The organism is Actinospica durhamensis, assembly GCF_018139695.1.
Classification (GTDB): domain Bacteria; phylum Actinomycetota; class Actinomycetes; order Streptomycetales; family Catenulisporaceae; genus Actinospica; species Actinospica durhamensis.
Window position 1 is genome coordinate 1 of record NZ_JAGSOG010000232.1, and the last position, 14,223, is coordinate 14,223.

11 protein-coding genes are annotated in these 14,223 nt (G+C 73.4%); 6 read left to right on the forward strand and 5 right to left on the reverse strand.

Annotated features, from left to right (window positions below):
• The coding region (locus KDL01_RS31290) for an ACT domain-containing protein (protein ID WP_307846699.1) at positions 1 to 299 on the reverse strand (299 nt) is incomplete at its 3' end.
• Between the two features lie 47 nt (positions 300 to 346).
• Here KDL01_RS31290 and KDL01_RS31295 point away from each other — a divergent pair.
• The 4 genes from KDL01_RS31295 to KDL01_RS31310 all read left to right on the forward strand — a co-directional run bounded on the left by KDL01_RS31295 (position 347) and on the right by KDL01_RS31310 (position 3,681).
• A complete protein-coding gene (locus tag KDL01_RS31295; protein WP_212532268.1) occupies positions 347 to 1,129 on the forward strand; it encodes an ABC transporter ATP-binding protein in 783 nt (260 codons plus the stop codon).
• Between the two features lie 122 nt (positions 1,130 to 1,251).
• Positions 1,252 to 1,689, forward strand: coding sequence for an NfeD family protein (locus KDL01_RS31300; RefSeq protein WP_212532269.1), 438 nt, complete (start codon positions 1,252 to 1,254; stop codon positions 1,687 to 1,689).
• Positions 1,690 to 1,747: 58 nt separating this feature from the next.
• Positions 1,748 to 2,803: an SPFH domain-containing protein gene (locus KDL01_RS31305; RefSeq protein ID WP_212532270.1), complete on the forward strand. Its 1,056-nt coding sequence runs from the start codon at positions 1,748 to 1,750 to the stop codon at positions 2,801 to 2,803.
• 101 nt (positions 2,804 to 2,904) lie between these two features.
• Positions 2,905 to 3,681 (forward strand): sulfite exporter TauE/SafE family protein, encoded by a 777-nt coding sequence (locus KDL01_RS31310; RefSeq protein WP_307846700.1) that lies wholly within the window; start codon positions 2,905 to 2,907, stop codon positions 3,679 to 3,681.
• A gap of 63 nt (positions 3,682 to 3,744) precedes the next feature.
• On the opposite strand, the gene KDL01_RS31315 is transcribed toward KDL01_RS31310, so the two are convergent.
• Positions 3,745 to 4,350 (reverse strand): TetR/AcrR family transcriptional regulator, encoded by a 606-nt coding sequence (locus KDL01_RS31315; RefSeq protein WP_212532271.1) that lies wholly within the window; start codon positions 4,348 to 4,350, stop codon positions 3,745 to 3,747.
• Between the two features lie 164 nt (positions 4,351 to 4,514).
• On the opposite strand from KDL01_RS31315, the gene KDL01_RS31320 reads away from it, so the two are divergent.
• Positions 4,515 to 6,869, forward strand: a complete 2,355-nt coding sequence (locus KDL01_RS31320) for an FUSC family protein (RefSeq protein WP_307846702.1) — start codon at positions 4,515 to 4,517, stop codon at positions 6,867 to 6,869.
• 22 nt (positions 6,870 to 6,891) lie between these two features.
• Here the strand turns inward: KDL01_RS31320 and KDL01_RS31325 are convergent, their stop codons facing one another.
• Positions 6,892 to 7,716 (reverse strand): hypothetical protein, encoded by an 825-nt coding sequence (locus KDL01_RS31325; RefSeq protein WP_212532273.1) that lies wholly within the window; start codon positions 7,714 to 7,716, stop codon positions 6,892 to 6,894.
• Between the two features lie 79 nt (positions 7,717 to 7,795).
• Complete coding sequence (locus KDL01_RS31330) at positions 7,796 to 8,587, reverse strand: class I SAM-dependent methyltransferase (protein WP_212532274.1); 792 nt, start codon at positions 8,585 to 8,587, stop codon at positions 7,796 to 7,798.
• Positions 8,588 to 8,714: 127 nt separating this feature from the next.
• Between KDL01_RS31330 and cobN the strand changes: the two genes are divergently transcribed.
• The gene (cobN, locus tag KDL01_RS31335; RefSeq protein WP_368861683.1) at positions 8,715 to 12,311 is read left to right on the forward strand and encodes a cobaltochelatase subunit CobN; all 3,597 of its coding nucleotides are present in this window, start codon (positions 8,715 to 8,717) and stop codon (positions 12,309 to 12,311) included.
• Positions 12,312 to 12,316: 5 nt separating this feature from the next.
• Here cobN and KDL01_RS31340 read toward each other — a convergent pair.
• Positions 12,317 to 14,223 (reverse strand): ATP-binding protein (locus KDL01_RS31340; RefSeq protein ID WP_246577266.1); only part of this gene is annotated, 1,907 nt, incomplete at its 5' end.

Genomic DNA, 14,223 nt, shown 5'->3' on the forward strand with positions numbered 1-14,223 from the left:
CGCGGCTGGTTGTCCCCGACCCCCTCCTTGACCTCCACGTCCAGCCGCCACTCGGCTCCCCAGCGGTGCAGCGCTATCCGCAGCTCGGTGTCGTCCCAGGCCGGCGGGGCGGTCAGCAGCACGCCGAGCACCAGCCGCCCGCGCAGCACGATCTGCTCGACGTCGCTGACCTCGAGGGCCGTGCCGTTCACGCCGTGCGCCTCGATCACGGCGAACAACGACGCCGTCACTCCCGGGCGATCTCCGCCGAACACCAGCACCCGCAGCGTGCGCCCCTGGCGCGTCACCTCTTGTTCCACCCGGCCAAGGTACCGAAGCGGGGCCGGGGCCAGGTAAGTTTGGCCACATGACGGACGTGCTTGATCTGGTCGACGTGACGGTGGTGCGGGACGGCAAGAAGCTGCTCGCCGGAATCGATTGGCGAATCGCCGACGGGGAACGGTGGGTGTTGCTCGGGCCGAACGGCGCCGGAAAGACGACCCTGCTGCAGATCGTCGCCGCGCAGATGCACCCCACCGCCGGCAGCGCGACCGTGCTCGGCAGCACGCTCGGCAAGGTGGACGTGTTCGAGCTGCGCACCCGTATCGGGCTGAGCTCGGCCTCCCTGGACGGCCGTATCCCGAACCGGGAGCGGGTGCGCGACGTGGTGCTCACCGCGGCCTACGGCAAGATGGCGCGCTTCCGCGAGGACTACGAGGAGGCCGACACCGGCCGGGCCGAGGACCTGCTGTCCTGGTGGGGCCTCGAGGGCTTCGCCGAGCGCACCTTCGGCACCCTCTCCAGCGGCGAGCGCAAGCGGGCCATGGTCGCCAGGGCCCTGATGACCGACCCGGAGCTGCTGCTGCTCGACGAGCCGGCCTCTGGCCTTGACCTGGGCGGGCGCGAGGACCTGGTGCGCCGGCTGTCCAACCACGCCGCCGACCCGGCCTCGCCGGTGACCGTGCTGGTGACCCACCACGTCGAGGAGATCCCGCCGGGCTTCACCCACGCCATGCTGCTGCGCCAGGGCGCTGTGGTCGCCTCCGGACCCTCCGAGCTCACCTTGACCTCGGAGAACCTCAGCGCCACCTACGGCGTCCCGCTGCACGTGCAGACCTACGAGGGCCGGTACTACGCCCGCGGCCTGTGACCCCGGCACCTCCTTCTCCGCACCCTGACACCGACGAATACGCCCCCTGACCCGCATGCGGGTCAGGGGGCGGTTCGGTCAAGCCTGCTGACGGCGCGTCAACCACCGGCTACCATGGCGGCATGGGGTCGGTGGCCACGCTGCACAGCTGGGAATGGTGGCTGCTGGCCGCCGTCCTGCTGCTGCTCGGCGAGGCCGCGACCAACGCGCTGGTCTTCCTGATGCCCTTCGGCGGCGCCGTGGTCGCCGCGGCCCTCGCCGCGTTCGGCGTGCCCTGGTACCTGCAGCTGCCCGCGTTCGTCGTGGTCACCATCGGCCTGCTCGCCTTCGTCCGCCCGCTCGCCGTGCGCCGCCAGTCCGGTCCCGGACTGCGCACCGGCGCGGCCGCGCTGGTGGGCCAGGAGGCGCTGGTGACCGAGCGGGTGGACGGCCACCGCGGCCGGATACGCCTGGACGGACAGATCTGGAGCGCCCGCGCCCTGGACTCGGAGGGCGTCTTCGAGGCCGGAGAAGCCGTGCACGTCGCGGCCATCGACGGCGCCACCGCGGTGGTGGTGTAATCGTGCCCGTATCCGCACCGTGCGGCGGCACGCAGGAGTGGGGAGGAACGAGGCCCTGATGAGCACCTTCGAGGCGATCGTGTTCGTGGTGGTCGTCGTGGCCGCCGTGGTCTTCTACGTCTACCGCGCCATCCGCGTGGTGCCGCAGGCCACCGCAGCCGTGATCGAGCGGTTCGGCCGGTACAAGCGGACGCTGGAACCGGGGCTGCGCTTCCTGGTCCCCGGCGCGGACCGGGTCCGGGCCACGGTGGACCTGCGCGAGCAGGTGATGCCGTTCCCGCCGCAGGAGGTCATCACCGAGGACAACCTGCTCGTCTACATCGACTGGGTCGTCTACTTCCAGGTGATCGACCCGCGCCGGGCCACCTACGAGATCCAGAACTTCGTCCAGGCCATCGAGTACCTGGTGTCCACCACGCTGCGCAACATCATCGGCGGGATGGACCTCGAGGCCACCTTGACCAGCCGCGACGAGGTCAACCGGCAGCTGCGCGACGTGCTCGACAGCGAGACCGGCCGCTGGGGGATCCGGGTGAGCCGGGTGGAGCTGCGCACCATCCAGCCGAACCGGGACATCACCGAGGCGATGGAGAAGCAGGTGCGGGCCGAGCGCGAGCGGCGCGCGACGATCCTGCAGGCCGAGGGCGTCAAGCAGGCCGAGATCCTGCGCGCCGAGGGCGACCGGCAGTCGCTGATCCTCAAGGCGGAGGGCGAGGCGAAGGCCGCGGCCCTGCGCGCGGACGGCGAGGCGAGCGCGATCTCCAAGACCTTCAAGGCGATCCACGACGGCAACGCCGACCAGAAGCTGCTGAGCTACCAGTACCTGCAGATGCTGCCGAAGCTCGCCGACGGACAGGCCAGCAAGCTCTGGATCGTGCCGAGCGAGCTGGGCAAGGCGGTGGAGGGGATCGGCAGCGCGTTCACCAGCGTCACCGGCGGCCTGCCCGCCTCGCCGCTGGGCACCGCGCCCGAGGTGGAGGAGGGCGAGCAGACCGCGGCGCTGCCTCCGGCCCAGCGGGCCGCGCCCGCCCCGGCACCGGCCCCGGCCGACCGCCCGAGCGGCGCCACCCGCCGCGGCGCCCCGAGCGACGTGCTCTTTCGCCGGGACGAGTAGGCCCGGTGGACCGGTCAGTGGACCGGTCAGTGGACCGGTCAGTGGACCGGTCAGTGGACCGGTAAGGAGCGTGCCCCGGCCGGGCCCGTAGACTCGGCCGGGTGAGCGCTGCCCATGACCTCGCGGAGTACACCGCGATCTTCGGCGCCGGGATGGCCGCCGGCGTGATGAACACCGTCGTCGGCTCCGGCACCCTGCTGACCTTCCCGACCCTGCTGGCCTTCGGCTACAGCCCGGTGCTGGCCAACGTGTCCAACACCATCGGCCTGGTCCCCGGCTCCTTCTCCGGCGCCTACGGATACCGGGCCGAGCTGACCGGGCAGCGTCGCAGGATCCTCATCCTCGGCTCGGCCTCGGTGCTCGGCGGCGTCCTGGGCGCCGTGCTGCTGCTGCACCTGCCCGCCTCGGCGTTCCAGAGCATCGTGCCGGTGCTGATCGCGCTGGCCCTGGTGCTGGTGATCGTCCAGCCCCGCGTCGGCGCCTGGGCGGCCCGCCGCCGGGCCGAACGGGGCACCGCGCACCGCGAGGCCGGCGGCCCGCTGCTGTGGGCCGGGGTGTTCGCCACCGGCGTCTACGGCGGCTACTTCGGCGCGGCCCAGGGCGTGCTGCTGCTCGCCCTGCTCGGCATCGCCTTCACCGACTCGCTCCAGCGCGTCAACGGAGTCAAGAACATCCTGGCCGGTCTGGTCAACGGCGTGGCCGCGGTGCTGTTCATCGCCCTGAGCCACGTCTCCTGGAGCGCGGCCGGGCTCATCGCCGCAGGTTCCATCATCGGCGGCCAGATCGGCGCGAAGGTCGGGCGTAAGCTCCCGCCCACCGTGCTGCGCGGCGTGATCGTGTGCGTGGGCATCGCGGCGATCGTCAAGCTGCTGGCCTGAGCGTCCCCGGCGCCGCGGCCGCGACGTCACACGGTGCTGAGATCTCCGGCGTCGGACGGGTCGTCAGGACGGCGGGCTGAACCCGGCTGCCGCCATGGCGAAGGACGCGTCCAGGATCTCCAGCAGTGCGGCACCTGAGTCCTCCGGGTCCCACTGGGCCAGCGCCGCCTGGGCCACCGCGTTGGCGGCCGCGGCCAGCACGCGCGGATAGCGGTCGCCCGGCTCCGCGCCGATGCGCCGCGCGACGGCCTCCGCCATCAGGCCGCGGGTGCGCCGGTTGCCGGCGAAGGCGAGCGGCACCAACCGGGGGTGCCGGCTGACCAGCAGCTGGCGTTGCCGCCAGGTCTCGTGTTCCAGCAGGCGCACGATCCCGGTGCGCACCGCCTGGTGCACGGCCTCCAGCGGCTCCTCCTGGTCGGGGCGGGCCGCGATCCGCTCGGCCACCGACCCGCCGGCCCGTTCCTCGTTCCAGTCCATGACCGCGTCGTCCTTGGACTCGAAGTAGTTGAAGAAGGTACGCCGGGACACGCCGGCGGCCTCGCAGATGTCGCTGATCGTGACGGCGTCGGGCCCCTGGGCGAGATACAGGCTCAGCGCCGCGCGGTGCAGGGCCTCGCGGGTCTCGTGCTTCTTGCGCTCCCGGATGCCGCCGGCGCTCCCGCTGCTCATGGCCCAAGGTTACACCGAGGGCAAGTTTGCACTGGAGTAATTTTGCACCAGTGCAAGATCCGATCTACTCTGGATCTCGGCGCACGTGACAGTCACCGGGCGCGGAGCCCGGCCGGGGTCCACGGCGTATGCACAAACCACGGGAGAAATACGTCTTGTCGAAGGTGCTCAGCAGTGGAGCCAGGTGTCCGACCTGCCGACCGGCGTGGTTCGTCCGCGTCCGCGACCGGGTGCAGGCCGGGGATCCCGCCCTGGCCCGGCTGCGCTCGGGCTGGCGCATGCTGCTGGTCTTCCCGGCCGCGCTGGCGGCCGGCTACGCGATGGCCAGGGCGCTGGGCCAGCCGGCCTTGTTCGGACTGACCTTCGGCGGCATGGTCGGACTGATCTGCGGCCTGAGCATCTTCGGGCCCAAGCCGGGCAAGGTCGTGCTGCGCTGCGTCTGGTGCGTTCCGGCGATGCTGCTCGCCATGCTCTGCGCGGTCGAGATCCAGCCCTACCGGATTCCCGCGCTGATCGCGTCGGCGGCGGCCCTGTGCGTACAACTCGCGCTGACCGGCCCGACGCTCGGGGAGTTCTGGCGCGACTCGGGCACGATGTTCTTCACCGGCTTCCTCGGCGGCGTCCTGGCACCGGTGCCGGTGGCGGAGCTCAAGTACATCGCCGCGATCACCGCGGCGGCCGGGCTCGCGGCCGGATGCGTGCAGGCGCTCGGCTGCCGGACGCGCCCGGAGAGCGGCTTCGCGAGCGTGGAACGCGGCTATCTCTCCCGCGTGCGCGAGGTCCTGCGGCTCTCCACCAAGCTGCTCGCCGCGGATTCGGGCTCGGGTGCGGGCGCCCGGCGCGCGAGCCGCCGGCTGGAGCGGGCGATGGTCCGCCTGAACGAGTCGGCCATGCTGGTGGACGGCTACCTGCCCGCCTCCGGGCTGTCCGGTCCGCAGGCCGCCCGTCGGCACACGCTGGTCTTCGACACCGAACGTGCCGCGCACGGCGTCGGCCGCGTCGCCGCCCGGCTCGGCGGCGCGCCGCTGCCGGACGAGGTGCGCCCGCTGCTGCTCGCGGCCCTGGCGGGCCTGGACGGCGTCCGGAGCCGGCCCGAGGCAGCGACGGCGGACCGGACCGGTGCCCTGCTCGCCTGGCTGGCCCGGCACGAAGACGACACGCAGGATCCCGAGTTCCAGCTGCTCGTCACGCGGCTGTACCGGTTCGTCGCGGTGCTCGGCGACCTGCACCGCACCGCGCACGCGTGGACCGCCGAGGGCGGCGCGCAGCGAGCGGACCGGGGCATCGCCGCGGCGCCCGCGGACCCGTTCACGACCTCGATCACGCTGGTGCGGGGCAGGCTCCCGGGCACCCACCTGCTGACCACGCGCACCATGGACTCCCGGACCGTACGCGGCTCCTGGGGCCTGTTCGGCAAGATCGGCCCGCAGAGCCGCATCGTCGTACAGGCCGCCGTCTCGCTGGCGATCGCCGTTCCGCTGGGCGACCTCATCAGTGGTCGTCGATACTACTGGGCGATGATCGGCGTGATGATCATGCTGGTGGGCACCAACTCGCCGCACGAACGCGTGCGCAAGACGATCGCCCGCGTCCTGGGCACCGCCGTCGGATGCGCCGCGGGCGTCGTGGTCGGCGACCTGCTCAAGACCAACCACCCCTGGGCCAGCCTGATCCTGGTCTGCGCGGCCATGGCCATCGGCGGCTACGCGATCAGCAGCTACTACTACGTCTGGGGCGGCGCCCTGGCCTTCGTCCTCATCCAGCTCTACGGCTGGAGCACCGGATTCCAGGACTCGGTCATCCTGGTGCGGGCCGGCGAGAACGGCCTCGGCGGTGTGATCGCCACCCTGGTGGGCCTCGTGGTCCTGCCGGTCGCGTCGCGGAACCTGTGGCGCCGCGCCCACGCCACCGACATCCGCGCCCTCGCGGCCTTCGTACGCGACTGCGGACTGGTGTGGAGCGGCGAGTCCGGCGCCGACGGCACCCGCGGACAGGCCAGGGCGATCGACCAGGCCACGCACGAACTGCACACCTTCACCCGCTCACTGCTGCCCGTCGGCTCCGTGGCCGACCGCGCACACGCCCGGGACGTGCGCGCCACCATGCAGCAGGCCGGCCACTTCGCCCGCGACATGTCGGTCACCGGCGCCGCCGACCTGGCCCCGCAGGAGCGCCGGCTGCTGCTGCACATCACCGGCACCATGGCCGACTCGCTCGACGCTCTGGCCGACGCCGTCTCCGACGACGCGCAGGGCGACCGGCCGCGGGGCGGCCAGGACGTCTGGGTGCGCTGCGGCGACGATGTCAGAAGCCTGCAAGACGCGCTGTCCACCGCCGCGGCCGACTCCGCCCTGCGGCACGCCCTCTACTACCTCGGCCACCTCGACGACCTGCTCGGCGACCTCGCCCTCCGGCTGGGGATGCCCGTAGACGGCGCCGACTACCGCTCGGCCGCCCAGCCGACCGGCCGCGAGCTCTACACCCGGCGCGCACTGCGCACCGCCGCCGCGGCATGCTAGAAGGGGCCCTTAGCGCCCTTACTCAGTTCACCCGGAAGGACAGGCCGCAGGCGGTGCTGACGGCGTCGGTGTCGGCGGCCAGAGTGGGTACGGCGGCGCCGGCGGCCAGGGAGAGGTAGTCGAGGCCCAGCTTGCGCAGCGGGGCGTCGGCGACGTGGCTCTTGCCCGCGGCGTTGATCAGGGCACTGCCGAGGGTCTTCTGCGCGGCAAGGCCGGACGGGCTGCCCTGGTAGGCGTAGACGGCGTTCGCGCCCGCGTAGCAGCCGGGGTCGGAGGCGGCGGACGCGGTTTTCTCGCGCGGGATCGCGGGCACCGGGTCGACCGTGTGGTGGCGCAGGGCGAAGGCGACGCCGCCGAGCAGCACCACCCACACCAGACTGCAGCAGAGCCCGATGACGGCCTTGTCCCGGCCGCGCTTGCGCCCGGGACCGGTCTCGGCGATCGCGGCGCCCGCGACGAAGAGGTTGACCGGCAGCCAGCCGCCGAGGATGCCGATCCACAGCGCCGCCCTGGCCTTGCCGCTCTCGCCCGGCTCCGGCGGCCCGGTGTAGACGGCGGCGCCGTAGCCGTAGCTCAGTGCCTGCGCGGGCTCCTGCGGGACGCTGTCGTACACCGGCGGGGCGCCGAGCACGTACGGCTGCGGCGCGACGAAAGGGTGCGGCTGGACCGCGTGCTGGACCTGTCCCGAGGCGGACGCGGCCGGCGGGATCGGCGGCGGCACGGGCGGATTGACCGGCCCAGGGCCGTACGGCGACTCGTCCTGCGGATCGAGCAGCGAGTCGCCCCAGTTCAGCGAGGACGGCGGAAGCGAACCGCCCGGCTGGTTCGGATTCTGATACGACGCCATGGCGAGGCCCATCCTAGGCCCTGCGCGTACGGAAGCGCACGGGTTCGCGGCCGTCGGTCTGCGGTTCGCGGCGGGCGCCTCAGCGCTTGGCGGTCCAGTAGACGTCGGTGACGTAGGGGATCTCGATCCGCTCGCCCCGGGTGTCCGGGAAGCGGTCGAGCACCGCGACCAGCTCGGCCCGCACCTGCTCGCGCGAGTCCTCGTCCAGGGTGCTGATCCGGCTCGAGGTCAGCGCCTGGCCGAGCACCCCGTCCCGGTCGGTCAGATACGGATTGGGCACGTGCGCCGAGGCCAGCTTCGACCAGCCGGACCGGCCCTCGAAGGCCGTGCGCCAGGATCCGTCGGTGTGCACCGGCAGCTCCGAGGTGCGCCACTCCTGGTAGACCCGGGAGTACGCGGCGACCCAGGGCACCGTGACGTCGAGGGTGTTCCAGACCAGGCCGAGCCGCCCGTCCGGGCCGGTGACCCGCTCGATCTCGCTCAGCGCGGCCGGGCCGTCGAACCAGTGCCAGGCCTGCGCGGCCACCACCGCGTCCACCGCACCGTCCGCGAGACCGGTCGCCTCGGCCACCCCGTCCACCGCGGTGACCTGCGGCAACAGCTCGGTCAGCCGGGAGCGCATGGCCGCGACCGGCTCCACCGCCACCACCTGGGCCCCGGTCAGGGCGAGCAGCCGGGTGAACTTGCCGGTGCCCGCGCCGAGGTCGGCCACCCGCTGGCCCGGCTTGAGGTCGAGGGCGTCCGCGAGCACCGCGAGGGCACGCGTCGGGTACGAGGGCCGGACGCGCTCGTAGGCCTCGGCGGCGAGGTGATAGCCGGCTTGCGCGGCGTGGTGGATGGCCACGGTGTCGAACCTAGCATCACCGATCATGATTTGAGCGTATTGAACGGTGGCTTGCGCACGGCTACACGGTGACAATCCGATAAACCCGGCCCCGATGCGTAGACTTCGCGGCAGCCCAGTGCCGTCGACGGAAGCCTCAGGTACCGCCGTGTCGATCAATCCTCTGCTTTTCGTCTCCACCGCGGACACCGATCTGCTCGCCGCCCGGGCCGCGGACGCGGGCTACCGGGTGGCCAATCCGGCCCGGGTCGCGGCCGCCGAGTTGCCCGCGCTGCTCGACGGCGTGGAGGTGGCCGTGGTGCGCCTGCTCGGCGGGGCCCGGGTGTGGGAGGCGGGCCTTGCCGCACTGGCCCGGGCCGGCGTGCCCACGATCGCGCTCGGCGGCGAGGCGGTCCCGGACGCCGATCTGATGGCCCACTCCTCCGTACCGGTGCCGGTGGTGGCCGCCGCGTCGGGTTTCCTGGCCGCGGGCGGCCCGGAGAACCTGGCCCGGCTCGCCCGCTACCTCGACGCGGCCGTGCGCGGCGGCGAGCCCGAGGTGGTGCCCGAGCCGGTGCTCGAGGCCCCGGCCTGCGCGGTGCGGCCGGGACGCGCCGCGGATCCGGCCCGCCCGACCGTCGGCGTGGTCTACTACCGCGCGCACGAGCTGTCCGGGAACACCGCGTTCGTCGACGCGCTCTGCGACGCCGTGGAGGCGGCCGGGGCCAACGCAAGGCCGGTCTACTGCGCCTCGCTGCGGGCCTCGTCCGGGCCGGCGGGCGGGGACGGGCTGGTCGCCCTGCTGCGCGGCTGCGACGCCCTGATCACGACCGTGCTGGCCGGCGGCGGCGCGGTGGCCGCGCAGGCGAGCGCCGGGGGCGACGAAGAGGCCTGGGACGTCGGCGTGCTGCGCGCGCTGGACGTGCCGGTGATCCAGGGCATCGCCACCACCGGCTCGCGCGCCGCGTGGCAGGACTCGAACGCCGCGCTCTCGCCCATGGACGCCGCGATGCAGGTGGCCATCCCCGAGTTCGACGGGCGGCTGATCGCGGTCCCGTTCTCCTTCAAGGAGCCCGACGCCGACGGCATCCCGGTCTACCGGGCCGACCCCGAGCGCGCCGCGCGGGTCGCCGGGATCGCGGTGCGGCACGCGGCGCTGTCCCGGAAGGCCAACGGGGACAAGCGGATCGGCATCCTGCTCTCCTCCTACCCGACCAAGCACGCCCGCATCGGCAACGCGGTGGGCCTGGACACCCCGGCCTCCGCGGTCCGCCTGCTCGCCGCGATGCGCGCGGCCGGGTATCAGGTCTCGGAGTTCCCCGAGGACGGCGACACCCTCATCCACAGCCTGATCGCCGCGGGCGGCCACGACGTGGAGTGGCTCACCGAGGAGCAGCTCGCCGCCGCGAGCGCGCGGGTCCCGCTGGCCGAGTACGAGGCCTGGTTCGCCGCGCTGCCCGAGGACCTGCGCGAGGGCATCCGCCGGCACTGGGGCGAGCCGCCCGGCGGCCTCTACGTGGACGGCGACGAGATCGTGCTCGCCACGCTCACCTTCGGCCACGTGGTGCTGATGATCCAGCCGCCGCGCGGCTTCGGCGAGAACCCGGTGGCGATCTACCACGACCCGGATCTGCCGCCCAGCCACCACTACCTGGCCGCCTACCGCTGGCTCACCCACGACTTCGGCGCCGACGCGCTGGTCCACCTCGGCAAGCACGGCACGCTGGAGTGGCTGCCGGGCAAGGGACTCGGCCTCTCGGCCTCCTGCGGCCCGGACGCGGTGCTCGGCGAGCTGCCCCTGGTCTACCCGTTCATCGTCAACGACCCGGGCGAGGGCACCCAGGCCAAGCGCCGCGCCCACGCCACCGTGGTGGACCACCTGATCCCGCCGATGGCCCGCGCCGACAGCTACGGCGAACTCGCCCGGCTCGAGCAGCTGCTCGACGAGTACACCACCGTGCAGGCGCTCGACCCGGCCAAGGCCCCGACCCTGCGCGCGCAGATCTGGGAGCTCGTCACCTCCGCCGAGCTGCACCGCGACCTGCACCAGGAGGCCATGCCGGGCGCGGAGGAGTTCGACGACTTCGTCCTGCACATCGACGGCTACCTGTGCGAGATCAAGGACGTGCAGATCCGCGACGGCCTGCACGTGCTCGGCCGCGCCCCCGAGGGGGGCGAACTGGTCAACGACGTGCTCGCGATCGTGCGGGCCAGGCAGGTGTTCGGCGGCGTGCACGGCGCCCTGCCGGGCCTGCGCCGGGCCATCGCGGCGGCCGAGGGGCTGCCCGAGGACGCCGAGACCGACCCCGCGCACGTGGACGCCCTCGAGGCCCGCGCCAGAGAACTGGTCGAGGCCCTCGCCGCGGCCGACTGGGACGCCGCCGCGCCGGCCCTCGACGCGCTGGAATCGGCCCGGGTGCCCGAGATCCGCGCCGTGCTCGCGTTCGCCGCCGAGGAGGTCGTCCCGCGCCTGCGGCGCACCACCGACGAGATCGACAACGTGCTGCGCGCCCTCGACGGCGGCTACGTGCCCGCGGGCCCGTCCGGCTCGCCCACCCGCGGCCTGGTCGGCGTGCTGCCGACCGGCCGCAACTTCTACTCGGTGGACCCCAAGGCCATCCCCTCGCGCACCGCCTGGGACGTCGGGCTGGCGCTGGCCGAGTCCCTGCTGGAACGGCACAAGCTGGACACCGGCGGCTACCCGCGCTCGGTCGGCATCACCGTCTGGGGCACCAGCGCGATGCGCACCCAGGGCGACGACCTCGCCGAGATCCTCGCCCTGCTCGGCGTGCGGCCGGTCTGGGACGCGGCCTCCCGGCGGGTGACCGGGTTCGAGGTCATCGCGCTCGAAGAGCTCGGCCGCCCCCGGATCGACGTCACGATTCGTATCTCAGGCTTCTTCCGCGACGCGTTCCCGCACGTCATCACGATGATCGACGAGGCGATCCAGGCCGTCGCGCAGCTCGAGGAGGGCGACGAGGACAACTACGTGCGCGCCCACGCCCGCGCCGACGAGCAGGCCCACGGCGACCGCCGCCGCGCCACCACCCGCATCTTCGGCTCCAAGCCCGGGGCCTACGGCGCCGGCCTGCTCCCGCTGATCGACGCGGGCAACTGGAAGACCGACGCCGACCTCGCCGAGGTCTTCGCGGTCTGGGGCGGCTACGCCTACGGCGCCGGCCTCGACGGCCGGGCGGCGCGCCCCGAGATGGACGCGGCCTTCCGCCGGATCGAGGCCGCGGCCAAGAACCAGGACACCCGCGAGCACGACATCGTCGACTCCGACGACTACTTCCAGTACCACGGCGGCATGATCGCCTACGTCAGGGCCCTGACCGGCTCCTCCCCGGCCGCGTACGTGGGCGACAGCGCCGTGCCGGACACGGTCAAGACCAGGACCCTGGCCGAGGAGACCCACCGCGTCTTCCGCTCCCGGGTGGTCAACCCCAAGTGGATCGCGGCGATGCAGCGCCACGGCTACAAGGGCGCCTTCGAGCAGGCCGCCACGGTGGACTACCTGTTCGGCTACGACGCCACCGCCGGGGTCGTGGACGACTGGATGTACGAGCGCCTCGCCGCCTCCTACGTGTTCGACGAGACCAACGCCGCGTTCCTGCGCCGCTCGAACCCCTGGGCCATGCGCGGCATCGCCGAACGCCTGCTCGAGGCGGCCGACCGCGGCCTGTGGGAGCGGCCGGAGGCGGACACGCTGGACCGGCTCAGGGCCGTCTACCTGGAGCTCGAGGGCGAGCTGGAGGGCGACGCGGAGTAGGCGTCTCAGTTCTCGACGTCGTCCTCGGCGGCCGGTGGCGCGCCCAACTCCCTGCCCAGCCGGGCGATGAGCTCCGCCACGCCCGGCTCCGGACTCTCGACCTGCAACTCGGCCGCGCGGGTCCAGGCCTCCACGGCCTCGTCCCGGCGGTCGTCCTCGAGCAGCACCTCCGCGCAGGAGGCCAGACACCGAGCCTGCCGGGCGACGTCGCCGATGAGCGCGCTCACCGCTCCGGCCTGCCGGTGGTGGCGGACCGCGCCGGCCAGGTCGCCCTGCTGTTGCCGCGCGCGGGCCAGCTGAGTCAGGGCGTAGACCTCGGTCAGCGGCGAGTCCACCGCCCGGATCAGCCGCAGCGCCTCGACCAGCTGCCCCTCGGCCTCCGCGGGCCGGTCGAACCGGTCGAGCAGCAGCATCGCGTAGTTGATCTTCACGGCCGCGAGCTGCTGCGGTGCGTCCAGATCGCGCATGGCCTCCAGCGCGACGCGGTAGTTCGCGGCCGACTCCTCGGGCCGGCCCGCGTTGCTCAGCGCGTCCGCGTACGACGCCGTCGCGGTGGCGATCAGCCGCGCCTCCCCCGACTCCTCGGCCGCCGCCACGTACTGCCGCGCCACCTCGAAGGACTCTTCGAAGCGGCCGGCGCGGCTGAGCCCCCAGGCGATGCCGGAGAGCATCATGGTGCGCCCCACCGCGTCCTCGGCCCGCTCGGCGCTGCGCAGGCCCACCCGGTGCGTGTCGTGCATCTCCGACCACAGCCCGCGGTGGAAGTAGAAGTAAAGGGTCTGCGTCGCCAGGATCCAGGCCTCCGGCCCGGGCAGCTCCTGCTGCGCGTACGCGATGGCCGCGGACAGGTTGGGCCGCTCGGCCAGCAGCCAGGCCAGGGCACTGTCCATGTCCGCGAACTCCACCGCGTTCGGCGGCGGCGGTATCAGCTCCATCCGCCAGCGCAGCCGGCTCGGATGCAGCAGGTCCGCCGCGTTGGCCGCCGAGTGGATGTACCAGTGGATCAGCCGGGCCACGGCCGCGGTGCGCTCCGCCGCCGGCTCGTCGCGCAGCACGCACTCGTGCGCGTACACGGCGACCAGGTCGTGGAAGGAGTAGCGGCCCGCGACCTGCTGCTCCAACAGGTGCTCGTCCTGCAACTCCTCGAGCAGCGCCCTCGCCGCGGCCTCGCCCGTCCCGGTCAGGGCGGCGACCCCCGGCGCGGTGAAGTCGCGCCCGGGATGCAGGGCGAGCAGCCGGAAGACGCGGCGCAGGGGCTCGGCCAGGCCCTGATAGGAGAGCTCGAACACCGCGGCCAGGCTGCGCCCGCCCACCTTCACCGTGTCGAGGTCGCCCGCGTGCAGGCGCCCGGCCAGATCGGCCAGCGTCCAGGCCGGCCGGGTGCGCAGCCGCGCGGCCGCGAGTGAGACCGCCAGCGGCAGATACCCGCAGGCCCGGGCGATCGCCGCGGCGGCCTCCGGCTCGGCCCGCACCCGCTCGCGCCCGGCAACCCGGCCGAGCAGCTCCACCGCCTCGGCCTCGTCGAACACGTCCAGCAGGTGCACGTCGGTGCCGTCCAGGCCGGCCAGGGTCCGGCGGCTGGTCAGCAGCACCAGACAGTGCGCCGCGGCCGGTATCAGATCCCGTACCTGGTTCTCGTCCGCCGCGTTGTCCAGCAGGATCAGCGCCCGCTTGCCGTGCAGCTGGTCGCGCAGCATCGCCGCGCGCTCCTCCCGCGACGGCGGTATGTGCTGGGCCGGCACCTCGAGCTGGCGCAGGAACGCGTCGAGCACCGCGGCCGGGTCGGCCGGGGGATGTTCGGGGTCGAACCCGCGCAGGTTCGCGTACAGCTGCAGGTCGGCGAACCGCCCGGAGCGCACCAGCTCGTGTGCCACCCGCAGCGCCAGCTGGGTCTTGCCCACCCCTGTCTCTT